Source organism: Thermococcus kodakarensis KOD1, assembly GCF_000009965.1.
Classification (GTDB): Archaea; Methanobacteriota_B; Thermococci; order Thermococcales; family Thermococcaceae; genus Thermococcus; species Thermococcus kodakarensis.
The window spans coordinates 420607-444200 of record NC_006624.1 but is presented as its reverse complement, the minus strand read 5'-3'; the positions used below and the strand labels follow the sequence as shown (position 1 = coordinate 444200).

25 protein-coding genes, 2 tRNA genes and 1 riboswitch are annotated in these 23594 nt (G+C 50.9%); of the genes, 12 read left to right on the top strand and 15 right to left on the bottom strand.

The annotated features are described in order from the left end of the window. Positions 1-51 precede the first annotated feature (51 nt). The 5 genes from coaBC to TK_RS02540 all read right to left on the bottom strand — a co-directional run bounded on the left by coaBC (position 52) and on the right by TK_RS02540 (position 3616). Positions 52-1263, bottom strand: coding sequence for a bifunctional phosphopantothenoylcysteine decarboxylase/phosphopantothenate--cysteine ligase CoaBC (coaBC, locus tag TK_RS02560; protein ID WP_011249472.1), 1212 nt, complete (start codon positions 1261-1263; stop codon positions 52-54). Between the two features lie 57 nt (positions 1264-1320). After that, positions 1321-1836: a hypothetical protein gene (locus tag TK_RS02555; protein ID WP_011249471.1), complete on the bottom strand. Its 516-nt coding sequence runs from the start codon at positions 1834-1836 to the stop codon at positions 1321-1323. Positions 1837-1926: 90 nt separating this feature from the next. Continuing rightward, positions 1927-2307 (bottom strand): DUF190 domain-containing protein, encoded by a 381-nt coding sequence (locus TK_RS02550; protein ID WP_011249470.1) that lies wholly within the window; start codon positions 2305-2307, stop codon positions 1927-1929. Between the two features lie 4 nt (positions 2308-2311). Continuing rightward, positions 2312-2683, bottom strand: coding sequence for a fluoride efflux transporter CrcB (crcB, locus tag TK_RS02545; RefSeq protein ID WP_011249469.1), 372 nt, complete (start codon positions 2681-2683; stop codon positions 2312-2314). 66 nt (positions 2684-2749) lie between these two features. Further along, the gene (locus tag TK_RS02540) at positions 2750-3616 is read right to left on the bottom strand and encodes a prenyltransferase/squalene oxidase repeat-containing protein (RefSeq protein ID WP_011249468.1); all 867 of its coding nucleotides are present in this window, start codon (positions 3614-3616) and stop codon (positions 2750-2752) included. Positions 3617-3633: 17 nt separating this feature from the next. Further along, positions 3634-3709: riboswitch (Fluoride riboswitch) on the bottom strand. Positions 3710-3790: 81 nt separating this feature from the next. On the opposite strand from TK_RS02540, the gene TK_RS02535 reads away from it, so the two are divergent. Continuing rightward, complete coding sequence (locus tag TK_RS02535; RefSeq protein WP_011249467.1) at positions 3791-4498, top strand: archaemetzincin; 708 nt, start codon at positions 3791-3793, stop codon at positions 4496-4498. A 37-nt stretch (positions 4499-4535) separates the two neighbouring features. After that, positions 4536-5972 carry a pyruvate kinase gene (gene pyk, locus TK_RS02530; protein WP_011249466.1) on the top strand — a complete coding sequence of 479 codons (1437 nt, stop codon included), beginning with the start codon at positions 4536-4538 and terminating at the stop codon, positions 5970-5972. 12 nt (positions 5973-5984) lie between these two features. Here pyk and TK_RS02525 read toward each other — a convergent pair whose 3' ends face one another. Then, a complete protein-coding gene (locus tag TK_RS02525; protein ID WP_011249465.1) occupies positions 5985-6785 on the bottom strand; it encodes a DNA integrity scanning protein DisA nucleotide-binding domain protein in 801 nt (266 codons plus the stop codon). Positions 6786-6876: 91 nt separating this feature from the next. On the opposite strand from TK_RS02525, the gene TK_RS02520 reads away from it, so the two are divergent. The 3 genes from TK_RS02520 to cyaB are packed head-to-tail and all read left to right on the top strand — an operon-like array spanning position 6877 to position 8415. Further along, entirely contained in the window at positions 6877-7434 is a 558-nt protein-coding gene (locus tag TK_RS02520) for a UbiX family flavin prenyltransferase (RefSeq protein WP_011249464.1), read from the top strand. After that, positions 7412-7894 (top strand): Lrp/AsnC family transcriptional regulator, encoded by a 483-nt coding sequence (locus TK_RS02515; RefSeq protein WP_011249463.1) that lies wholly within the window; start codon positions 7412-7414, stop codon positions 7892-7894. Before TK_RS02520 ends, TK_RS02515 begins: the two co-directional genes overlap by 23 nt. After that, on the top strand, positions 7894-8415 hold the full coding sequence (gene cyaB / locus TK_RS02510) for a class IV adenylate cyclase (protein ID WP_011249462.1): 522 nt from the start codon (positions 7894-7896) through the stop codon (positions 8413-8415). Before TK_RS02515 ends, cyaB begins: the two co-directional genes overlap by 1 nt. 43 nt (positions 8416-8458) lie before the next feature. On the opposite strand, the gene TK_RS02505 is transcribed toward cyaB, so the two are convergent. Beyond that, complete coding sequence (locus tag TK_RS02505) at positions 8459-9652, bottom strand: redox-regulated ATPase YchF (RefSeq protein WP_011249461.1); 1194 nt, start codon at positions 9650-9652, stop codon at positions 8459-8461. 118 nt (positions 9653-9770) lie between these two features. Here TK_RS02505 and corA point away from each other — a divergent pair, with 118 nt between their 5' ends. After that, positions 9771-10748 (top strand): magnesium/cobalt transporter CorA, encoded by a 978-nt coding sequence (corA, locus tag TK_RS02500; protein ID WP_011249460.1) that lies wholly within the window; start codon positions 9771-9773, stop codon positions 10746-10748. On the opposite strand, the gene TK_RS02495 is transcribed toward corA, so the two are convergent. Both TK_RS02495 and TK_RS02490 read right to left on the bottom strand, forming a co-directional pair. Beyond that, positions 10745-11443, bottom strand: a complete 699-nt coding sequence (locus TK_RS02495; protein ID WP_011249459.1) for an aspartate racemase — start codon at positions 11441-11443, stop codon at positions 10745-10747. The two genes, corA and TK_RS02495, sit on opposite strands and share 4 nt — an antisense overlap. Positions 11444-11455: 12 nt before the next feature. After that, the gene (locus TK_RS02490) at positions 11456-11797 is read right to left on the bottom strand and encodes a cupin domain-containing protein (protein ID WP_011249458.1); all 342 of its coding nucleotides are present in this window, start codon (positions 11795-11797) and stop codon (positions 11456-11458) included. Between the two features lie 146 nt (positions 11798-11943). Here TK_RS02490 and TK_RS02485 point away from each other — a divergent pair, with 146 nt between their 5' ends. From TK_RS02485 to TK_RS02470, 4 genes are read left to right on the top strand one after another with little or no spacing between them, the layout of a single operon-like run. After that, positions 11944-13311, top strand: a complete 1368-nt coding sequence (locus TK_RS02485) for a TldD/PmbA family protein (RefSeq protein WP_011249457.1) — start codon at positions 11944-11946, stop codon at positions 13309-13311. Beyond that, the gene (locus TK_RS02480) at positions 13304-13576 is read left to right on the top strand and encodes a DUF4258 domain-containing protein (RefSeq protein WP_011249456.1); all 273 of its coding nucleotides are present in this window, start codon (positions 13304-13306) and stop codon (positions 13574-13576) included. Before TK_RS02485 ends, TK_RS02480 begins: the two co-directional genes overlap by 8 nt. Continuing rightward, entirely contained in the window at positions 13573-13800 is a 228-nt protein-coding gene (locus TK_RS02475; protein ID WP_011249455.1) for a DUF2283 domain-containing protein, read from the top strand. The genes TK_RS02480 and TK_RS02475 overlap by 4 nt, the downstream gene beginning before the upstream one ends. 3 nt (positions 13801-13803) lie before the next feature. After that, a complete protein-coding gene (locus tag TK_RS02470) occupies positions 13804-15129 on the top strand; it encodes a TldD/PmbA family protein (RefSeq protein WP_011249454.1) in 1326 nt (441 codons plus the stop codon). Here TK_RS02470 and TK_RS02465 read toward each other — a convergent pair whose 3' ends face one another. The 3 genes from TK_RS02465 to TK_RS12000 are packed head-to-tail and all read right to left on the bottom strand — an operon-like array spanning position 15130 to position 17638. Then, a complete protein-coding gene (locus TK_RS02465) occupies positions 15130-16395 on the bottom strand; it encodes an ATP-binding protein (RefSeq protein ID WP_011249453.1) in 1266 nt (421 codons plus the stop codon). Between the two features lie 56 nt (positions 16396-16451). Next, on the bottom strand, positions 16452-17447 hold the full coding sequence (locus TK_RS02460; RefSeq protein WP_011249452.1) for a tRNA (guanine(37)-N1)-methyltransferase Trm5b: 996 nt from the start codon (positions 17445-17447) through the stop codon (positions 16452-16454). Between the two features lie 35 nt (positions 17448-17482). Further along, positions 17483-17638, bottom strand: coding sequence for a hypothetical protein (locus TK_RS12000; RefSeq protein ID WP_158298049.1), 156 nt, complete (start codon positions 17636-17638; stop codon positions 17483-17485). Between the two features lie 300 nt (positions 17639-17938). Here TK_RS12000 and TK_RS02455 point away from each other — a divergent pair, with 300 nt between their 5' ends. Further along, positions 17939-19201 carry an RNA-guided endonuclease InsQ/TnpB family protein gene (locus TK_RS02455; protein WP_011249450.1) on the top strand — a complete coding sequence of 421 codons (1263 nt, stop codon included), beginning with the start codon at positions 17939-17941 and terminating at the stop codon, positions 19199-19201. A 681-nt stretch (positions 19202-19882) separates the two neighbouring features. Here TK_RS02455 and TK_RS02450 read toward each other — a convergent pair. Next, positions 19883-19960, bottom strand: a tRNA-Val gene (locus TK_RS02450). A 10-nt stretch (positions 19961-19970) separates the two neighbouring features. Further along, positions 19971-20048, bottom strand: a tRNA-Ala gene (locus TK_RS02445). 115 nt (positions 20049-20163) lie between these two features. On the opposite strand from TK_RS02445, the gene TK_RS02440 reads away from it, so the two are divergent. Then, positions 20164-21318: a M20 metallopeptidase family protein gene (locus TK_RS02440; protein WP_011249449.1), complete on the top strand. Its 1155-nt coding sequence runs from the start codon at positions 20164-20166 to the stop codon at positions 21316-21318. 156 nt (positions 21319-21474) lie between these two features. Here TK_RS02440 and TK_RS02435 read toward each other — a convergent pair whose 3' ends face one another. Continuing rightward, positions 21475-23568 carry a BatD family protein gene (locus TK_RS02435; protein WP_011249448.1) on the bottom strand — a complete coding sequence of 698 codons (2094 nt, stop codon included), beginning with the start codon at positions 23566-23568 and terminating at the stop codon, positions 21475-21477. Positions 23569-23594: the final 26 nt, after the last annotated feature.

The following is a 23594-nucleotide window of genomic DNA, read 5'->3' as shown; positions in this document are numbered from 1 at the left end:
AAAAACTTCCCGTTCACGTTTTGAGAATAAGCGATAAAAGATAAAACCGGGCTAAAGCATCTTCTCTATCTCGTCCCAGAGCCTCTCCGCCAGCTCGCGCTTGGTCATTCTGGGGAGTTTCTTTGCGAAGTCCCTTCCGACCAGGACAACCTCGTTCTCCTCGCTTCCAAAGGCCTTGAGGGTGTTTGCTACAACCAGGTCACTTCCAGCGCGCTCAATCTGCTTCCTGGCGGCGCTGATGAGCTCTTCCTCGCTGAGACCGGTCTCGGCCTTGAAACCCACGAGGAAAACCCCGGGCTGGAGTTCCTTAACGCGGTCTATTATCTTCGGCGTCGGCTCAAGCTCGAGAACGAGCGGTTGCCCGCTCTTTATCTTCACGTCCGCTTTGTTCTTCACCCGGAAGTCGCTGACTGCAGCGGCCAGGACAACGACGTCGTACTTTTTGCCCTTCAGCTCACTCTCTATCGCTTCAAGCATCTCCTCGACGGTCTCTACCTCTATCTGGTTCTCCACGAAGCTCGGAACGCTGCTCTTGGTACGTATGAGCGTTACCTCGGCGCCCCTGAACTCCGCCTCTTCCGCAATCGCCACTCCCATTTTTCCGCTGCTCGCGTTGGTTATGTAGCGGATCGGGTCAATGTACTCCCTTGTCGCACCTGCGGTGACGAGGACGCGCTTTCCTTCGAGGCTCTTGGGATGAAGCTTCCTGATTACACGGTAAACTATTTCCTCTATTGAAGCGACTTTTGCCTTGCCCTCCTCAAAGCGCGGCTCTATGAACTCCACTCCAAGCTTCTTCAGCTTCTCGATGTTTTCCTTAACTATCGGGTGGTCGTACATCGTTGAGTGCATGGCTGGAGCTATCATTATGGGGGTGTGGGCAAAAGCCGTTGTCACGACCGTTGTAACGGGAGTATCGTCAATTCCGCAGGCTATCTTTGATATGGTGTTAGCTGTCGCAGGGCAGACGAGAACGAGATCGGCTTTGTTCTCGTGCTCTCCAGCAAGTTCAACGTGCTCGATGAAGCCAGTAATTTCAGTAACTACAGGGTTTCCTGTCGCGAACTCCATGGCATAGGGATGAATTATCTTCGTGGCGTTTTCGCTCATTACCGCGTGAACCTCTGCGCCGTGCCTTATCAGCTCCCTGGCCAGCTTAACGCATTCAACCGCCGCTATGCTTCCTGGAATAGCCAGCACAATCTTCTTCCCAACAAGCTTCCTGCTCTTGGTCGCGTAGATAAGCTTGACGTGATGGAGCATCTGAATCACCGTAGGTAGTTAGAAAAAGGGGTTAAAGACCTTGCCTAAAACAACCAGTTAAGCGGAACTAACTCCGAGCTGTCCCGAGGGCGGGTTGGCTCGTAGGTATATTAAAAGCATCCCGTTTTCCACGGTACTTTTGGCCTTCTCAGTGTCCAGGAGTCTGAGCTTGCCAACCGTCCTTGAGAACACGGCGTCCACGAGCTCCTGGGGGGCATCTGCCAGCGTCCCAACTACTATTCTGTCGGGATAGAACTTGCTGACGTTGTAGTAGAGGAGCACGAACACGGGATAAGTGCCAGAGGAGACCTCAACACTAAACAGAAACGCCTCGTGAATCAGCTTTTCACCGATTTTTTCTTCTACTATGGTAACTTCGAGGGGAATACCAACGACCCTCGCAAGTCTAAGGAGAAACTGCTCAATAACCTCGGCGGAGATTAAAACCCTTATTACCACGGAATTCGTTCTCTTTGAGTAGCGAACCCACTGGAGCTTTGCATCCTCCTCGATGATGAAGTCCATGACATCGTTGAGGAGATCAAGGGGAACCTCGAATTCAAGGGACATCATTTATGACCACCCCTGATTATATGGAGTCTTATAAGGCCATCGTCTTTAGGAGTTTATTAAGTTTTTGATTAATGTCCAAAAATTAGCACTCTAAGTTTCTCTAACGGCGTCTTCCTCGAACTTTTCGATCTCTTCCTTAGTGCCGACCCACACCACTATGACGGGTTCGACCGTTATCATCCCATCCTTTATCATAGGTTTTATCTCGCATATCGCCTTCTCTATCTTATGCCCCCTATCCACGACCTCCACAACCACTGGAAGGTCCGTTGAAAGCCTCATAACGTCGCTTGAGTGGACGCGGCTCTTTTTTCCAAAGCCGTAGATGCCGCGATAGACAGTAGCCCCTGCCATCCCCATTTCACGAAGCTTTTCCACTATTGCTTTGTACAGGGGCTTCCCCTCCCAGCGGTCGTTCTCGCCGATGTAAATCTTGAGACGGAGCGTGTTCCAGTGCTCAACTTCGACCATGTTTTCACCTCCGGGCCAGCATAAAGCCCGCAAATACTAACGCGATTGTGATTATAACGTTTGCCAAAATGTTGAGGGTCGCTATAAGGTACTCACGCTCGCGCAGGAGCGAGAAGGTCTCATAGGAGAACGTTGAAAAAGTGCTCAACGCCCCACAGAAGCCCGTTCCGAAAAAGGCCCTCCAATCAGGCGGAACATCAAAGCCCCAGAACAGGAGTCCGTAGAGGTATCCGAGGATAAGGCTAGCTATGCTGTTCACCATCAGGGTTCCAACCGGGAAGTCCCGGTAGACGGGGAGCAGGCCCGAGATGTAGAACCTTGCAACTGCTCCAAACGCGCCTCCCAGTGCTATCGCCATCGCTATTCTGAGGTTCATGGTACTTCCTCCCGCACGTTAGTCCTACACACAGGAGCTTTCGAAAGGATGGATTGTTTAAAAGATTTACAGATATCTCATCATGGCATCTACCACTGCAAGCGCCCTGTATGTGTTCTGGAAGTTTGAAATTCCAAGCTCAAGACTTCTCCTGAAGCCGCCGTTGGAGTTTTGAAGCTGGCGGATAAACCAGATGTGCCTCCTCGGGCAGGTTAGGGTCTCTCCCTGGAGCTCAAGCCCCCTTGTTGCGTAGAACGTCGGCTCAAGATAGGGTGGCAGGCTGTACGGAACCTCCGTAAAGCCGCCCCAGTCGCCGCAGAGCTCACAGTTCCGGAAGTGAGGACTTCTGGGTGGGTGGTAACCAAGCGCGTAGAGGGTGTAGAGGGCCTGATAGGTCATCGTCGTTGTCGGCTGCTTGACGCCGAAGCCGTTTCTCATCCTGAACCTCATCACGAAGGCCCGTATCTTCTCCCTTTCCTTTTCGCTTATTGGCTGTCCAATTGCCTTGAAAGCCTTAACGACCCAGTATGTTGCCTCAAGGGGCGTCGCAGTTCCGAACTCCTCACTGCCGCCAAGACCAACGGCAAACTTATCTTCGAGGGGGTTGTACTTGGTATAGACGATGCCCACGTGCTCCCTCGCGATGTCCTTCGCTCCAAGTATCGCAAGGCCTTCGAGGGCCATTGCTATGGCTACAACGGCCGTCTGGGGCTGAATTGCCCTCTCAAGGAACTCTATCGTCTTCTCCTTCTCAGGGACTCCGAGGCCGAGCAGGTCGTACATCTTGACTGCATAGTAGGTGTCGTTCACGTTGGTGTCGTTCAGGACGCTGACGAAGCAGTAGCCGCCGTCTTCGTGCCTTCTCTTCTCGACGTACTCAAGTGCTTTGTGCACATCAACAAAGCGTGCAAACTCATCAAGCTTCGAGCCCATTCTACCGCCTCCTATGGAGTAGAACAGGCGTCATCAGCCCTTTCGAGCGGTTCGGGCTCGAAGCCCCGGGCGGACGCCATCGCCCGCGCTGAATTATATGAAGTCGTTTAAAAATTTCACGGTTCGCCCCTAAAAACTTTATAAGGCTCCTCCCAAAATCCCCTGGGCAGTAAAATGGAGTACATAGGCTTCACATACGTCTCGAACTTCGTATCCGAAAGGGTTGAGGAAGCTCTCTTCGAGGCATACAACGACGTAAACAGGCTCTTAGAGGAGTGGAGGCTTCCTATTCGCCTCGTGTATTTAGACAAGCTTATTCTGGAGCCCGGGTACTTAATAACCCTTGAAACACCAGAAGGAAAGGTCAGGCTGTTCCCGCTAGACGTCCTGGTGGATTTTATGGACTACCGGCTTAAGGTAGAACTTGAAAAGAACGACGGGCTCAACATGAATAAGATATTCGGGATAACAAGCTTTCCCCTAGCTTCCAGGGATAAGTACTTTGGATTCTATGAAAAATTTCTGGGATTCCAAACAGAGAGGCTTGGCAGGAGAGTAATGCTCCTCTCCATGCGCCCATTTGAGTCCGATTCCATGAGGATGGCCCTGAAGATACTCGATAATCCCCTGGCCGATGATGACCTAAGGAGCTTAGCGGAGAGAGTCCTCTCTAGAGAGCTTCCTGCGTTCAAGACGCGGCTTATCAAGGGCATGCTCCACGAGATTGGGCACTCTTTCGGGCTGGAACACTGTCCCAACGACTGTGTAATGAACCCACCACAGACGCTTGAGGAGTGGGACTCAAGGTTTCTGGGCTACTGCGACTCTTGCCGCAGGAAGCTTGAACGGAACCTTTTAGCAGATACCAAGGGGAAAGATTAATTTAAGATGTTGCCATAATCTCTTCTTAGGTGGTATCATGCGGCTCCCAGGACAGAAAACCAAGATAATAGCCACCCTAGGTCCTGCGTCTCTCAACGAAAAGACCATAACGGCAATGGTTCGAGCGGGGATGAGTGTTGCAAGGATAAACTTCGCCCACGGTGATCTGAAACAGCACGAGAAGTCGATAAAACTCGTGAGAAAGGTCTCTGAGAGGCTCAACAGGCCCGTTGCAATTCTCGGAGACCTGCCCGGAGTGAAGATCCGCGTTGGTGAGATTGAGGGCGGCTCAGTGACGCTGAGACGCTGGCAGACGGTAACCCTTACCACGAGGGACGTAATCGGCAACGAGGCCGTTATACCCGTTGAGTTCAAGGACTTTCCAAGGCTCGTCTCGAAGGGGGACGTCATCTATCTCAGCGACGGTTTCATAGCGCTAAGGGTTGAAGACGTCAGGGACCAGGATGTCATCTGTAAGGTGCTCGTCGGAGGAACTCTCTTCTCCCGCAAAGGAATCAACATTCCCAAGGCTCGCCTGGCTATCGAAGCAATAACCGAGAAGGATTTAGAATTCCTGGAGTTCTCTCTGGAGCACGGAGTTGACGCCGTCGGCATAAGCTTCGTCGGTTCCGCCTACGACGTTCTAAAGGCAAGGCGATTCGTCGAGGAAAGGAACGGCAAGCTGTTCCTGATAGCCAAAATAGAAAGGCCCGACGCGGTGAGAAACTTCGACGAGATTCTCAGGGCGGCGGACGGGGTCATGGTAGCCAGGGGAGACCTCGGAGTGGAGATGCCCATAGAAAAGCTCCCGATTCTCCAGAAAAAGCTTATCCAAAAGGCAAACTGTGCGGGAAAGCCCGTGATAACAGCGACTCAGATGCTAGAGAGCATGACCCACGAGAAGCTCCCAACGAGGGCTGAGGTCACCGATGTTGCGAACGCAATCCTTGATGGAACCGACGCCGTGATGCTCTCCGAGGAGACGGCGGTCGGAAAGTACCCGGTTGAGACCGTCAAAATGATGGCCAGGATAGCGAAGACTACCGAGGCATACAGGGACTCCAAATGGGCTGAAAGAACCGTCGAATGGAAGATGAGTGAGTTGAGGGGTACACGGCCGACAAAGGGTACCATAAAGGACGCAATAACGAGGAGTATAATAGAGGCCCTGAACTCCATAGACATTAAATACATACTAACACCGACCAGGATGGGACAAACTGCGAGGCTAATAGCCCGTTTTAAGCCAAAGCAGTGGGTACTGGCATTTGTAACTGATGAATGGGTCAAAAACACTCTGATGTTCTCCTACGGCGTTTATCCGTTCCTCGTTGAGGACACCAGCGAAGAGGAGATACTGCGCGTGATAACCGGGCTCGGACTGGTAGATGAGGGCGATACGGTACTTCTGACGAAGGGAACGCCCATAGGAAAGACCGCGGGGACGAACACCATCCGCATCTTCAACGTTTGATCTCTTCTTTTATCAGTATTTCAGTCTCGGGTTGTATTCGAGGAGCATCAGCCCGTTCTTGAATATCCTTATAGTTCCGCTCTCCGAGAGGCTTATTGCCATCGCGCTGGTTATCTTTGTTATTCCAGCGGCTGCTATGTGCCTGCTTCCCAGCCCGGGGGGAAGCATCAGGTCTATAACCCTCGGCTCTACCTCAAGATACCTTCCAGCGGCCACTATCCTGCCGTCTTCCCTGATGAGAAAAGCTCCGTCCAGCTGGGCGAACTCCTTTATTATTTCCTTGCTCTCCTTGTCCAGCACGTTTATCCTGTGCCCTTTGAACGGGTTTGGAATGAGCTGTCTCGAATGTTTAAGAACCCTCCTCGTGTCGCCTATGACGAATATCGTCCCCACGGGATTTCCCTCTCTCCCCTCTATACTCAGCTCTATCGCAATCTCCAGCATCCTTTGAAGGACGTTCTGGTTCTGGGCGAAGAAGCTCTTCATGGCAACGATTGACCTCTTTATTGTACGAACGCCGATCAGGTTCTCCGTTACGTAGACAAATGAGTCGCCCTCTGACAGGATTCCATGCTCAAGCAGAAAAGCCGAAATGAGGTTGAGAAGGTTGTTGAGGTCGAGGTTCTGGGGAATTGATATCCTCTTGACATTATCTTTTTCAACATCAAACGTAGAGCCAACTATAACAACGGTAATGCCAACGTCAGGGATTTCCTCTTCAGGAAGCTCCTCCATAATGACCAATGCCTTTGCCCCAATTTTCTCCGCTACCTTTGTTGCCTCCTCTAAAAGCACTCTTATGACTTCGCTCATCTCCCTCAACCGAGGATAGTAACCTGAAATAGTATAAAAATCTGCCGGAAAAGTTTAAAACAAGCGTCCCTAGCGAACGTTAGGTGATTGGATGAAAGTCATTGTCGCAATAACGGGGGCAAGCGGGGCCGTTTATGGTGTGAAGCTGGTAGAAGTTTTGAAAGAGCTTGGGCATGAGGTTGTTGTTCTTGCTTCAAGGACAGGAATAGCAGTCACATATCACGAGCTTGGAATCAAGTTAAAGCCCGACTATGACGAAAAAGACCTATTCGCCCCGGTCGCGTCAGGTTCTCATCCTTTCGATGCCATGGTTGTCGCCCCCTGCTCAATGAAGACGCTCTCGGCGATAGCCAACGGCTATGCCGACAACTTAATAACGAGGGCAGCCGATGTAGCCCTCAAGGAAAAACGAAAACTGATTCTGCTCGTCAGAGAGACTCCACTCAACATGATTCATATTGAAAACATGATGAAGGCCGCCAGGGCGGGGGCTGTGATTATGCCCGCATCCCCTGGATTTTATACAAGACCTAAAACTGTGGATGATATGATAAACTTTATAATTGGCAGAATCTTAGATATTCTTGGAATACCTCATGAATTATACAAACGTTGGGGGACGATCCATGGTACAGCTGGACGACCTTGATAGGGCTATACTCAAGCTGTTAAAACAAGATGCCCGACTAACGATATCAGAGCTAGCAGAGAGGTTAAATAGACCGGAATCCACGATCCACTTTAGAATCAAAAAGCTTATTGAAAAAGGTGTAATCGATAGGTACACAATAATCCTTGGAGAGCCGCTGAAGCCAAAATCCGTAGTTGCAGTGTACATTGAGACGGAGATTCCCGTGATAGAGGACTTCCTTGAGAAGTACATCAATCACATCACAAAAACACTCTCAATGCTCCCGAACGTTCTGGCAGTTGCAAGGAGCGGCAGAAACGGAATTATAGCCCTCATCGGCGGGGAAACAGAGGAGCAGATAGAGAAGTTCGTCGACGATACGATAAGAACCCTTCCGAGCCTCAGAAAGGTAGAAGTATTTCCGTTCACCAACATCGTAAAGGGTGAAGACGTCATAGGCTTCCTGGTGGACGTCTGATGGAGATTGAAATAAAGTTCAGAGTTGAGTTTGAAGACATCAGGAGAAAAATTGAAGGGCTTGGAGCATCATTCATCAGGGAAGAAGTCCAGGAAGACCTCTATTTTTCCCTTCCCCTCCCCAACCTCCTCCGCGTTAGAAAAATCCCCAACCTTGGGAAGGCTTTTCTGACGTATAAGTCCATACAGGATCCTGGCAGAAACGAGGAGTTCGACGAGCTTGAGGTCGAGGTCTCCGACTTCGAGACTACAGTTGAAATACTCAAAAGACTAGGGTTTGAGGAAGACGTTTGGATAAGGAAGAGGAGGCTCGTTTACAAACTTGACGATGTGACATTCGAGCTGAGCGATGTTGAAGGATTGGGCGCTTTTCTCGATATCGAAGTCATGAGTAAGGACGTTGAATACGCCAAAAGAAGGATATGGGAGATTGCAGAAAAGCTCGGGCTCAGTGAGAAGGACGTTGAACCCAGGCTCTACCAGGAGCTCCTGAAGGAAAAGATTCAGACGAGCTCCAGCTGATAAAAGCTGATTGAAAAAGGGGAAACTGACCCAAAACGGCAGCTCACTTCGCCGTTGCCACTATCTTTATTATGTCGTTGAACTGGAGCTCGTAATCATCACCAACGCGCCTCTTTGTTCTCGCGTTGACGGCATAGAGGAAGGTCTTTCCAAGGTCAGTATGCACCTTGTAGGCCAGGTCTTTTGGCGTTGAGCCCTTCGGGAGCAGGTAGACGTGCGGGAGGACGTTCCCAAACTGGTCTGTGAGCTTGTTTTCGTCCTGGACGGGATAGACGGGGATCAGCTTGAGGAGCTCAAAGGTCGCCCTGTTTATTACCTCCTGCACACCCGTCGAACCGAAGCGCTGGAGAACCTTCTCCCTTATTAGCTCAAGGGCCTTCTCCTGTTTTGGACTCAGTTTTTTGAGAACCTTGAAGTCTGAGCTTCCAGGGACATAGTCTATAAAGCCCGCCTTGGCGGCTTTCCTCAGCGTTAGCTCGGCCGCCGCCGAGGTCGGGATTACTATGTATCCCCTCTTTTCACCCTCTTTCTTCAGCCTCTCTAGCTGCTCATCGCTTGCGGCATCCGCCTTGTTGGCTGCTATGATTATCGGCTTGTTCACCTTTCTGAGCTCGCGGACGAAGTTGAACAGGTCTTCATCAGTCCACTTCGTTGGGTCGTCGCTGAGGCCGAGCCTGTGAATGGCTTCCCACACGTCCTCCTCGCTCACGCTGATTCCGGAGAGGTGGTCGGCTATCGCCCCCTCAAGCTTCATATGCTGGAGCTTTATCCTCTTGGCAAACTTCTCCCAGCCCTTCTTGAGTATCCCGAGTATCCAGTAGTCTATCTCCCTCTCAAGGAACTCGATGTCCTCAACCGGGTCGTGGTAGTCCGTTGGCTGGCCCTCTGCGTCGGTCTTTCCGGTAGCATCGACGACATGGATCAGCGCTGACGCCATTCTGAGATCATCAAGAAACTTGTTTCCAAGGCCGCGCCCCTCGTGCGCCCCGGGAACGAGACCCGCAACGTCTATCATCTTTATCGGGATCAGCGCCTTTCCATCCTTGTACTCATAGTTCTGGGGGTTCGGCGTGCATCCGAGTTCCTTGCACGGGTGCTCTGCTATCGCATAGGTAACCCCAACGTTAGCGTCTATCGTCGTGAACGGATAGTTAGCGATGTCCACATCAACGAGAGTTGCCGCCGAGAAGAATGTGGACTTTCCAACGTTTGGCTTTCCAACGAGGCCTATCTCCATGTTCTCCACCACCAGCCCAAATTCGCCACTGGCTTTTAAGTCCTTTCGGCCGAAAACTATAATTTCTTCTTTTACTATTCTCTACCAATTGTCCGTGCCGTTGAACGGAGGAAGAGAAATGAAAAAACAGGAAGAGTCTAAGATTACTGCGATAGCTTACTCAAAGGACAAATTCGTTAGCAGGAAACTCTCAAACCTAGAAGAGGCCCTTGGATTCCAAGATTATCGGGTTGTCTGGATCAACGTTGACGGTCTTTCTTTGGGGGAGCAGCTAAGGGACGTTTTTAAAATCCACGAGAGGCCCATAAGGGCTCTTCAAAGACAGACCTCCCGTGTTAGAGTCTTCGTGTTTCCAGAATATCTGTTTCTCATCGTCCACCAGGTTTACGAGAGCGAGGGAGGCTTAAAAAGGGAGAGAGTCGGCATCATCCTGAGAGACAACTTCCTGATAACAATTCAGGAGATACCCGGGGACGTTTTTGACCCCATAAGGGAAGGTATCCGCGAGGGAGAGGGCCTTTTCAGAGAACAGGGGGCGGATTACCTTCTCTTTGCTCTCCTAGAGGCAATAGTGGAGAACTACGTCCCGATAATTGAGGCCATAAGCTCCAAAATCGAGGGACTTGAGAACGAGATACTTTCGAGAAGCGACACAAGAACCCTTAGAAAGATACACCGCATACGGCAGGACATCCTCTTCATGCGGAGAACTGTTTTTCCGCTCCTTGAGGCGTTCAGACGGCTCGAAATTGAGGGGTCAAGGTTTTTCAGTGAAGGTACACGGCCTTTTCTTGACGAGCTCCACGACCATGTTCGTGAGGTTCTGGAAATCCTAGAGGGCCAGCGTGAGCTCGCCAACAGCCTGATAGACCTCTACTACTCCACGATCTCGATGAGAACTAACGACATAATTAGAATCCTAACGGTTGTTTCGACGATATTCATTCCGCTGACTTTTATTACGGGCCTCTACGGCATGAACTTTAGGTATATGCCCGAACTCCAGTGGCGCTACGGTTATCCTGCAGTCCTAACAACGATGCTCGTGATAGCGGTAGGCATGCTCCTCTACTTTAGAAGAAAGGGGTGGATTTAGAAGTCCTCGGCACCAAGTGCTAGCTTTACAGCCCTCTCGGCTATTACGTCCATCGGGTCTATCAGGGGGACGTTCAAGTCTTCCGACTTCAGGACGACACTTACCTCCGTGCAACCGGCTATTATTCCCTCACTCCTCCTCTCAAGTTTCTTCGCAACCTTTAAGAGAAGCTCCCTGCCGAGTTCGAGGTTTCCAGCCTTAACGCCTTCATAGATCGCTTTCATGACGAGCCCCTGATCCTTTTTGTTTGGCACTGCTATGTGGATGCCCCTCTTAAGGAGCGCCCTGTGGTAGACCATTCCCTTTATCGTTCCGTCGGTGGCAAGGAGGCCAACCTTCCTGAGGCCCATTGATTCAATCTTCTTTGCAGTTTCTTCTATCATGCTTACTAGGGGGATGTTTATCGCCCTCTGAATTGTCTCGGCGAAGAAGTGGGCGGTATTGCAGGGCATTATTATGAAGTCCGCGCCCCAGCTTTCGAGTTTCTTTGCGCTGGCTATAAGTTCGGGCCTCGGATCTGGGCCGTTTCCAAGGATAAAGGCCGTTCTGTCAGGTATCTTGGGGTTGTTGTAGATTATTATTCTCGGGTGATCCTGATCTCTCCTGGCTGGCGTCCTCTCGACTATTCGCCTGAAGAGGTCTGCCGTTGCCAGCGGGCCCATCCCACCGAGGATTCCGATTACCCTCTCGGGCATATTCCCACCCGCTCATTCAAGCCACACTGAGTCATCGCCGTGATAGTTCAGCTTAACGACGAAGAGCCTGAAGGGTTCATCTTTTTCGTTGACTACCCAGTGAACGGTCTTCGGCTTTACAAGGAAGATGTCTCCAGGTTTCGCCTGGTATTCTGTATCACCTATGCCTAACCTCGCCTCGCCGCTTATGATGTAAAAGAGCTCGTATTGGCGCTCATGGTAATGCTTCTTGACGGTCTGCTTTGGCTTGACTTCAACTATCTGAGCGTAGCTCCCCTCAGGTAGCTCACCCTCGAAGAGTGGGAGCTTTCTATAAGTGCCTCTGTCTATGAGGTTTTTGATTTCGGCCTTCATATTATCTCCACCCCTCCCGTGGTATAATTATCTCCAGTATTGAAAAAATCTTCGCTTTCGAATTTCATCGAAATGTTCAATCTACCTCAAAAGACTTTTATATCTCGTTGAGAACCCATACTGGACAAACATCAACGGTGATGGCCATGGAAGAGCTTGAGAGGGCCCTTAAGTGGGCGGAGAACAACCTGAATGCGGAGTACATAGAGCTCCGCTATGAAGACCTGAGAAAGACAACGCTCGGCCTCAAGGACGGCGTTTTTACCAGCTTCACTGGAAAGCTTCACAGGGGCGTCGCCATAAGGGTTCTGGCTGACGGAGCGTGGGGTTTTGCTTCAACCAGTGACCTCACCAACCTCGAGAAGAAGATTGAGGAAGCCTACAAGCTAGCCAAGGCCGCGGCCCAGACGAAGAAGGAGAAGATAGAGCTGGCGGAGATAAAGCCCGTTGAGGACTTTGTGAAGAGCAAGATGAAGATCAAGCCGAGGGAAGTTGACATTGAGGAGAAGGTCTCCCACCTCCGCGAGCTGGAGAAGATCCTCAAGGAGGACGAAGCCGTAAAGAGCGTCCAGATACGCTACGAGGACGGTGGCGGTAAAAAGCTCCTGCTGACCAATGAAGGGACGAGGATAGAGTGGGACTACAACTACCTCTACCAGGGAGCCTACGTCACAGGAAAGGCCGACGGAAAGCTCGCGATGGCGAGGGACAGCATCGGCGCGGTTGACTACGGCTGGGAGCTGATGACTAAGAGGGAGCCGAACGAGAAGGTCGCCGAGAGGCTCAAGAGAAAGATGTGGAGCCAGCTCAAGGGAGTTGCTCCAAAGCGCGGCGAGTGGCCCATCGTGGCTGGACCGATAGTCGTCGGCATCATAGCCCACGAGGCCCTTGGACATTTAGCTGAGGCTGACCTGACGATAAACTCGCCCTTCAAGGACTTAATCGGCAAGCAGATAGCTCCGGAGTTCGTCACGATGAGCGAGAGGATTGTTGAGGGCGGCTTTGGAAACGACAAGTACGACGACGAGGGCGTTCCCGTCAAGGACATCCACATCATTGAGAACGGAATCCTCAAGGAGATAATGCTGAACAGGGAATACGCGGCCAAATGGGGCATGGAGCCGAACGGACACGCAAGAGCGGAGAGCTACCGCTACCCACCGATAATCAGGATGAGAAACACCATCTTCGAGCCAGGCGACCACTCCTTCGAGGAGCTCATAGAGGACATCAAGTTCGGTTACTACGTCGTCGACTTCCGCGGTGGACAGGCCCAGCTCAACTCGGCCTTCCAGGTTGGAATCCAGGAGGGCTACGTCATCAGGAACGGTGAGATAGCCGAACCGATAAGGGACACCTCGATTACGGGAGTCGCTATCGAGGCCCTCAAGAAGATTTCAGCAGTTGGCAAGGACTTCGGCCTTGAAGTAGGGTTCTGCGGCAAGGGACAGACGGCCTTCGTAAGCTCGGGCGGCCCGCACATGCGCTTTGATGGAGGAATAATCATTGGTTGAAGTCCGCTTTACTGGGCACGCCGTAGAAGCGCTCAGGAAAAGGGAAATAGCTGGGGAGGACGTTATCTCAGCACTCCAGAACCCCGACATAAGGGCAGTGGACATGCTGACGGGCCATTTCATAGCAGTGAAGAAAAATGGCCGCTGGCTGGTCGTTGTTTATGATGCGGCGCACGAGGGCATTGAAGTGGTAACAGTTTACGAGGTCTCAAGAAAGACTCAAATAGAGAGACGCATCAAAAAAGGTAGGTGGGTGGAAGTATGAAGGTCAGGTACGACCCGCGCGGGGACATACTTTACATTGAGGTATCCAGCGGAAAGGCCGCTGAGACTGTGGAAATTGACGACGACCTTTTGGTGGATTACGACGAGAAAGGAAACATCGTCGGCATCGAAATATGGCGTGCCCGGGAAGTTCTCCTCGGGGAGATGTTTAGGAAGATAAAGGAGCTTGGTCTTGATCTTAAGACCGCAGAGGTGGAGGGTTGAAGTATGGAGAACCTCATACGCTTCGGCGAGAAGTTTTTTGACGAGCTTGAGATAGCCGTTTACCGCTCAAGGGATATCGAGGCCTCGGTGGAGCTCAACGAGATTTCGATGGCCTCGACGAGAAGCGGGGCTTTGACGATAATCCGCGGGATAAAGGACAAGCGCCTCGGGCTAGCGATAGTCGACAGCGACGAGCCGGAGAAGGTGAAGGAGGCCATAGAACAGGCAGCAAAGATGGCGAAGCTGAACTCACCCGACGAGAAGTGGGTTTCCCTGCCGGAGCCGGGCAAGTACAGGGAAAAGCCGAAGCCGAACTACGAGCTCAAGGAGGCTTCTCCTGATATTCTGGTCGAGAAGCTTGTCAAGGGGATAAAGCTCGCCCGCGAGAAGGACAAGAACGCCGTAGTGGCTGGAGGAGCCGGAGGAGTTTCATGGGAAGAGAGGCACGTCCTCAACTCACACGGTCTTGACGTCTTCCAGGAAGGTGGAGCGGCGTACATGTACCTTGAGATTGTTGGAAGGAAGGGAAGCGTAGTTACACCAGGAATCTTCGACTTCGACGCGCGCAGAGACCTCAACCTCGACGTTGAGGGGATCGTGGAGAGAGCCGTCCAGAAGGTCCAGTGGGCTTACAACGTCGTCCCAAGCAAGAATGAGGAAGTTCCGCTAATATTCGGCCCGTGGGCGATTGCTGGGCTCTTCAGCTACACCCTCCTCCCGGCCTTCAGCGGCGAGCGCCTTGTTAAGGAGACCACGCCGCTCGCCGGAAAGGTTGGTGAGAAGATAGCGAGCGAGGTCATAACGCTCTATGACGACCCGTTCCATCCGCTCTCCCTCAGGCCAACAATAGCCGACGATGAAGGCGTCCCGACTAGGAAGAACGTCCTCATTGAAAACGGGGCCTTCAAGGGGTTTGTCTGGGACAACTACTGGGCGAAGATTTACGGCACCGAGAGCACAGGAAACGGGAAGAGGGATATAAGGAGCGGCGGAATAAACATAGGCTTCCACAGCGTTGTCATCGAGAACGGAAAGCGCTCCCTTGAGGACATCATAGGGGAGATAGACAGGGGATACCTCGTGGACGGCCTCCAGGGTGCGCATTCGAGCAACCCGGACAACGGAAACTTCGCGGTAACGGCCAATCCAGCGTTCCTCATCGAGGACGGCGAAGTGAAGGGTTCAGCGGTCTTCCTCATAGCGGGCAACGTCTACGAGCTTCTCCAGCAGGCAAGCGAGGTCTCAAAAGAGCAGACTGTAATGCCCTTCATGAACACCATGATAACGCCGCACATAAAGTTCGAGAACGTGAAGATAGCGGGCAAGTGATCACCACAGTGCCCACTCTTCGAGCGGGACAACTCTGATGCTTTTTTCTCCAATTTTTATGCCCTCTGCCGGGTACCTCTCCCAAGTGACCAGCGTCATCTTTTCAATTCCCGTTTCATTCGCGGCGTTCACCAATGGGGAGAGCTCACGCTTCTCGTTTCCGGGGTGGAGCTCCCACGAGACCTGAATAAGCTCCTCCCCGGGGAGTATGAAGTCCACCTCCCTGCCCTCCTGGGTAACGTAATAGAACAGGTCCCTGTTCGGCTCAAGGCCGCGCTTTAGGAGCTCCGTGAAAACGAGGTTCTCCAGCAACCTGCTCCAGTCTCTCACGCCCAGCACCGCGAGTAGCCCGTTATCCACGAAATACGGCTTGAAGCCAAGGAGCTCCCTCTTCTTCTCCGACTTCACGTACGCCCTGAGCGGAAACACCACGAGGGCGTCGTTCAGGTATTCGAGGTAGTTAGCAAGGGTGGGCTTTCCAACCGCTATTCCCAGGCTTTTCATGGTGGAATGAAGCTTGGTTATCGTTGCATGGCTCGAAGAGGCCAGAAGCTTGAAGAGGAAGCGGAGCGCCTTGAGGTTGTCTACCCTCCACCTCTCGACCACGTCCCGGTAGATGGTGACCTCCAGTATTTCCCTTAAAATTTCCCGCCTCAGCTCCGGCTGGAGGACGGTCTCAGGATACGAGCCCCATTCGAGACACTCCCGCAGAACCCCTCGAATTTTCCCCCTTGTCTCCAGGCTTGGAAGCTCCCCTTTTAGCCCCTTGACCATGAGAACCTCTGGAAGGGAGAAGGGGTAAAGGTTTAGGGTCACTGCCCTTCCCCTGAGGACAGTTGCCACTTCTTTAGAAAGGAGCTTTGAGGAGGAGCCCGTCACCACTACCCTGTGTCCCCTGTCGAGGAGGTAGCGGACGAACTTCTCCCAGCCCTCGACCACCTGCACCTCATCGAGCAGGAGGGTGAGCTTTGTTCCTTTGGGGTGGTTCAGAAGGGAGTAGTAAACCCTGAGCATCTCCATGAGGTCACTGGAAGTTACCCCAATTAACCTCGGGTCTTCAAAGTTCACGTAAAGACTTTTCTTCCTCTCGCTGTCAATCGCATCCCACAGCTGAAAGAGGAAGTATGTTTTTCCCGCCCTCCTCGGTCCGACAACCGCCAGGGCTCGGCTTTTTGGAAAAATAACCTTCACGTTGCGCTCTACGTACTTCACCCGGAGTTCAAGGTTATCGCCTATGACCTCTTCCCAGACCCTCTGTTCAATCATGTTTTATGGATAAAACATTATCCTTATAAACATTGTTTTCCACACAAAACAAGCCTTCATTTCCAAACCCTGAAGTCTATCGCTATGTTGAACTGCCTCGGCGCGTAGGGACGGACTCTCCTCTCATCTAGAAGCTCGACCTTAAAGCCCAGTTCCCTCGCGACGGCCTTTATCTTCTGCTCGTGCTCGGAGAACAGGTCTTCCTCCGGACCAAAGCCGTAGTAGTGAACTATTCCACCGGATTTGACGCTCATCATGGCCTCCTTCAAAAACCTGTCCGCGAACTTGGGGAGGTTCATGATCACTCGGTCAGCCTTAATCTGACCAGCTACCTTCCGTACATCTCCGAGGATGGGAATGACGTTGGGCGTTTTATTGAGCTTCTTGTTTTCTTCAAGGTACCTTACCGCCCAGGGGTTTATGTCGCAGGCGAAGACCAGCTTTGCCTTTTTGGCGAGGAGTATCGAGTATGGCCCAACGCCCGCGAACATGTCGAAGACGATTTCCCCCGGCTGGGTTCTCTCAAAGACCCTCATTCTCTCTGTGGCGAGCCGAGGGGTGTAGTAAACCCTCGCGATGTCGAGCTTCAGCCTTATTCCGTTCTCACGGTGGAGGGTTTCAGTCCTCTTTTCACCAGCGAGGTGGATAAGCTCTCTTATGCGGTATTCCCCAGAAACCTTGCTACCCTTCGCAAATACTGCTTTTATGTGGCGGTGGACTTTGAGAATAGCCTCTCCAATGGCCTTTCCATAGTCCATGAGCTCTTCGGGAAGCTCGATTATCGCAATGTCGCCTATGATGTCAAAGGAGCTTGGCAGGAGTGGTTTAATCTCATCTGGGACTTCAACGACCTCACGGTAGCTGTGGGGTCGCCTTTCAGTTTTTTCGAACTCCGCTTCAACTAACTCGAATCCCTCCACGGGCATTTCAACGGGAAAGAGCACGAAATTTCCCTCTCGTTTCGGGGAGTACCCTTTAGCTAAGACTCCAAGCTCGATGAGCTTTCTTCTGATTTTTTCTGCTTCACGTTTTGGAACTTTAACGGCGAGCATCGGAGGGGAGATTGGGAAGGAAGTTAAAAGATTTTTTATGAATCGCCTGTATTTTGATTCTTAAATACTCTGTAAAACGGAACTGATATTAAACCAAGGGCCAGTATTGATAAAATTATACCCCCTATTTTAATGGGGCCTAGTGTTATTATAAATGTCCTTAATGAGAGGGGACCTAGTATTATTATCATTGATGTCACCAGCAGCAGTCCTGATATGCTTTTTATTCCCCTTAAGACTACGTTGCGGGCATGCTCGTACGAGTTCCGTACACTGTGGAGAACAATAAACAGCCCAACGAAAAAGCCCACTGTAGTTAGAATAACGGACCAATAGGATATAATCCAGTTAATATCCTTGTTACGCCACAGCATTACTTTTTTCTTTTGAAAGCCTCGCCCTTCAGGGCGGGGATGCAGTAATCGAAAGACCAGCCTGAGAGCAGGAAAGCAAAACTATTTTAAAGCCTAAAAAACATACCATGCTTTGAAATGAAGCGTTCAGTAACCATTAAGCTACAACCTTCAAAAGCCCAAGAGAAAATCCTCAAAGAGTTAGCTCTAATCAGTTCAAAAGTTTGGAACAAAGTGAACTATCTGAGGAGACAAGAATTCTTTGACGGCAAACCAATAGACTTTAACAAAACCGAGAAAATAGTTTATGAAGAGTTTAAGGCTGAGATAGGCTCGGCAACAGTCCAGCAAATAGCGAGAAAGAACGCCGAAAGCTGGCGTTCATTCTTCTCACTCATCAGGAACAAACGGAACGGAGAACTACCAAAATGGTTCAAACCCAAACCTCCAAACTACATCAAGGAGAGAGGCTTAATCGTTCTAAGAAAAGACCAATACAGAATTGAAGGGAACAAGTTAATCCTAAAAGGCCTTGGGAAGTTTAAACGCTTAGAAGTCCAGTTCGAGGGGAGAATTCACTTGAAGGGCAAGCAAGGGCGGTTAGAAATAACTTACAACCCAATAAGGCGGAAGTGGTATGCTCATATTTCATACACGGTGGAAGAGAAACTAATCAATGGTGAGTGGGTTGAACTCCCAAGGCAACCCTTGGGCAACCTCTCCGCTGGAATTGACTTGGGAGTGAACAACTTAATGGCCGTTTATGTGGAGAATGGTGAAAGCTTCTTAGTCAATGGAAGACCGCTCAAGAGCATTGATTTCTACTGGCAGAAGAGGATTGCCGAGTATCAGTCCAAACTTAACAAAAGCGGTGCTAAAAGTAGCAAGAAACTCGCAAGAATGCACCAGAAGGCCAAGCTTCAGGCGAAGCACTACATTAACACGGCGGTGAGACAAACCGTTGAGAAGCTTTATCACCGCGGAGTTTCCAGAATTGTGGTCGGTTATCCGAAGGGAATAGCGAGGAACTCGAACAAGGGTAGAAAGCAAAATTACCTTCTCTCTCACGTTTGGCGGTTTAACACAGTGATAAAACGGCTCAAGGAAGTCGCCGAAGAGTATGGTATTCAGGTTTTGGTGGTTGATGAGGCTTTCACTTCGAGGACTTGTCCCGTTTGCGGGAAGCCTCACGAAGGGGCTCGCTTTGTTAGAGGATTGTTTAAGTGTCCCGCAACGGGGCTTATTTTCAACGCCGACTTAGTTGGAGCTTTCAACATCTTGAAGAAGGCTGTCAAAACCATAACCCCGAACTTGGGCGGTTTGTATGCCCAAGGGAGGGGTAACTGGCTCAAGGCCCGAGCCAGAGGGGTTGAAAACCTGGCTGAAAGTTGGGTTCAATGAGACCCCTCAAACCTCTCCGTCATTGGCAAGGGGTTGACTCGTTGGAACCCTCGCCGTTCACGGCGGGGAGGAGGTCAGAATAACGCTAAAAAATAAACTGCTTACTAGCAACCCCGTCTCAGAGAACACTATTTTGATACCATCGTCTAGTGACATTAAGAAGTCTCTCCAATCCAAGCACTCACCCCCCTGGGCTCTCATGACTTCAATTATGGAGCGCAGAGATATATTTTATTAAACCTTTTGTGGCCTGCATGATAAAATAGTCGGGGATAGGGGGCTTAATAGTCCAAAAAGACATTCTGCTGGTGTCTCAAAAGGCAAGTTCAAAAGGAACCGCGAGCCTTGATCAAACTCAATGGAACTATCGTTCCGTGCGTTGAAGCTCCGCTTCAACGTCGTGCAGGAAGCTTTTGGAAAAAGCTTGACCAAAAGTGCTCCCTTTCTTTTGACTTTCCTGTCAAAGAGTGTATGCCCTACCAGAAAGCAACTTCACGCGGGTTTACTTTCAAAATCTCTTGGTAATTGTGATTTCGAACTTTCTTTTTTAGCGCTCTTCGGGCACTATACGGTGAGAAAAATCCTTTGAATTGGCCAATTGAAAGTAAACCCCCATAAAATAAGCCTGCTTAAAAGCGCATACTCCTCTTCCGCCAGCGCTTTCGCAAGAAAGGGCTGTTGTGGTGGGCCCGCGGGGATTCGAACCCCGGACCTCCACCTTGTCAGGGTGGCGTCATAACCAGTCTAGACCACGGGCCCAACCCAAGGATGGTGGACCGGCCGGGATTTGAACCCGGGGCCTCCGCCTTGCCAAGGCGGCGCTCATACCAGGCTGAGCTACCGGCCCACTTCCATCGACGCCGTAATCACCTATCTGGGTGGGTTTATAAATTTTACGGTTCGCCCAGATGTGAATCAAAAAGTTGATATCGTCCTTTATTGCAAATACTCTCGGTGAGACCATGAACTTTGACCCAGTTTCCGAGGCGAAGAGGATAGGGAGTCTGATCGTATCCTGGCGTAGGGACTTCCACATGCACCCGGAACTTGGGTACGAAGAGGAGAGAACTTCCAGGATAGTCGAGGAGCACCTGCGCGAGTGGGGGTACTCAATAAAGCGTGTTGGGACTGGAATAATAGCGGACATTGGCGAAGGTGAAAAAACGATAGCCCTCAGGGCGGACATGGACGCCCTGCCCATCCAGGAGGAGAACGAGGTTCCCTACAAGTCAAAAGTTCCAGGAAAGATGCACGCCTGCGGTCACGACGCCCACACCGCTATGCTACTCGGAGCGGCGAAGATAATAGCAGAACACAGAGATGAGCTGAAGGGTCGGGTCAGACTTATCTTCCAGCCAGCTGAAGAAGGTGGAAACGGCGCGGTTAAAATGATTGAAGGCGGCGCCTTGGAGGGAGTGGACGCTATCTTCGGCTTCCACGTTTGGATGGATTTGCCGAGCGGTATTATCGGTATCAGAGACGGGCCTTTTCTTGCCGGGGCTGGCATATTCAACGGAAAGATTATTGGCAAGGGAGGCCATGGGGCTTCTCCGCACGAGACAGTTGATCCAATCCCAATTGCTGCCGAGACCGTTCTCGCTTTCCAGACGATAGTCAGCAGAAACATCGAGCCAATTGAAACTGGTGTTGTCAGCGTCACCTCAGTCCACGGCGGGACAGCCTTCAACGTCATCCCTGAGGAGGTTGAGTTCAAGGGGACCTTCCGCTTTTTCAAGCCCGAAGTTGGGGAACTAATCCAGATGAGGATGAGAGAAATCCTCGATGGTATAACAAAGGCCCATAGAGCAAGGTATGAGCTCAGCATAGAGGAGCTGACACCCCCAACTATAAACACCAAAGAGATGGCTGATTTTGCCAGAAAAGTTGCCGAGAAGTATGGCCTGAAGTACGGTGAGGTTAGACCAACAATGGGCGCAGAGGACTTTGCCTTCTATCTTCAGAAAGTTCCCGGGGCTTTCCTTGCCCTCGGAATCCGAAACGAGGAGAAGGGAATCATTTATCCTCACCACCACCCGAAGTTCGACGTGGATGAGGATGTCCTCTACATTGGAACGGCAATGGAAGTTGCCCTGGCCTTCGAGTTTTTGAGCGAGTGATCGTCGAGCTTCTTTTTTGCTTTTGGTTTTATTTTGATCGTTACTTTTTTCTTTGAAAGCCTCGCCGTTTACGGCGGGAAGGAGATCAACAGGGGTTAAATGCCCTTCAGAAGAATGAACTTGGCATGAAGTAAGAAAAGAAACAATGGAAAAAGCTCAGATAACTTTTTTCTCCTCAGATTTGGAGATATCCTCCTCGGTCTCTTCTTCCTTCTTTGGAAGTCCTCCTGGGCGTCTCTGCTTCTTCTTCATCAGCTGCTCCTTGAGTCTGTTGGCCTCGTTCCAGTAATTGATTGCTAGAGCGCCTGCCACGAGCGCAACGAGCAGGAATACTATTGCCGCAGGTTTCCACGGGTTGCCTTTCTTCTCTTCAGGTGGTAGGTATGCCTTGGAAACGTTGAGAATCTGCTCCGCTAGTGGGGTTGCGTTGTTCATGCTGGCGAGTGTCTTGTTTATGTATTCTGGAAGCTCCTCAGGGGTCGGCCATAGTTTGATCTTAACCTCTTTTGTAATGATCGTCGGTGGGATGCTGTCAATCAGCACTACGTTGCCGATTTCAAGCCGGTGTTCCCGACCAAGCGGGTCCTGGTAAACGAGTTCTGCTCCAATCGGGAAGGTGCCGTTTTCCGTAACAGTGACGGAAGCCTGTATGAGCTTTGATGAACCTGCCTTAAGGTCGCCGACTGGAATAACGGCTTCACCGCTGATGCCCTCAGGGAATACTAACTGGAGCGTCGCGTTCTTTATGAACTCGTAGTTGGGGTCTCCCTCAGAGGCGCTTACGTTGAACTTCAGGAGAACCTTTTTGCCTGCCTCTGTGTGAACGTAGTTGCCCTCATGAGTACCGTTCGAGGCAACCGCAGAGACCTTTATCTCAGGTAGTCCGTACACGATGATGCCGCTGAGGGGCTGGGAGTATATGGTCTTCTGCTTGCCAGTTTCAAGGCTCTGATCATCGTAGTAGGTTACCATCACCCTTCCAATATCGAACTTTCCGACCTTTGTGGGCTGGAGAACGTATATTAAAGCGGGCATCTTTGTGAATGCAGGAAAGCTCTTAAACGTCCAGCTCTTGACTGAGCTAACGAGTTTGAAGCCGTTCGGAACTGGGGCTGCGACGTTAACATCGTAGGCATCGCCTTTGCCTTTGTTCTCGACCGTTACTATGATAACCATGTCCTGTCCAACCATGACGGTCTTTGGAACGGTGTCTATCGAGGCCACTATGGTTGCCGGCCTAAGAATCGGCGTCGCCTTTGCGTCCTCCGGGCCATATACCGTTAGGGACACCCTTCCATACTGCGGTTCAGATTTCGATATCAAAACTTTCAGGGGAGTGTTTGGGATGTCCTTAATGGCACCTATGCTGATTATGTAAGTGTCTAGTGCCTTGCCGTCCTTGTAGACCTTTATACTGGCCTTCGTGGAGACGGCCGAAACGAGCTGTAGCTCGTACTTGGTCTTGTTCTGGGTGATGGTCAGCTTTTCGTTCGTGTAGAGGAGACCATCGTACAGGGATATGAGGGTTTGGGTTGTTGATGTTCCCGAGCCCGAGCTTGAGCTCGAGCCCCCCGCGCGGCTCACTGATATCTTTGTAGCGGGAACTGCCGGCATGTAGACGTTGAACTTCGCTGATTTTCCAGGTGTAATGTCAAGGAGCTCAACATAGACGAAGTCGTAGTACTTGAAGTCCGTGTTCGGGAATGCGTAGGCAACTCCCCCACTTTCACCTTCCTTGAGGGTGATGCTCTTAGATGGATTGTTCGGGAGGTAAATCGTGAAAGTTACCTCTGTGGAAGTGACTTTATAGACTTTTATTGTACCCACTGGGAGGGTGTAGCTCTTTCCTGCGGAAAGTATCAACGGGTCGCCGTTTACCTTTTTGAGTGGGGACTTTATGTCAAGGTACAGGAGCGGCTTTTTGTCTTTGGTCCATACAGCCGCTCCAAATACTAGCTTGGGGTTCTTGCTGTTGGGATAGTACGCGTTAGAGCCCTCGGGAACTATTATAGTTGAAGGTGCCCCTGTCGGCCCCTGAATCGTCAGAGAAACCTGGCTATAATCAACGCTGATGTCCGAGAACTTGATAGTGTACTCACCAAGGGTTACAGAATCTCCTAGATTAAGCTGAACGGACGGCCCAACGGTTGCATAATTAGTTTCTTCAGCGCGGACAATGCCCTTATTAGACGTAATTCCACCTGAAACCATTAAAACAATCCCCAAAATTAAAGCCAGGAGTTTCCTCATTTTCCAACCTCCGCAGGTTTATGTTG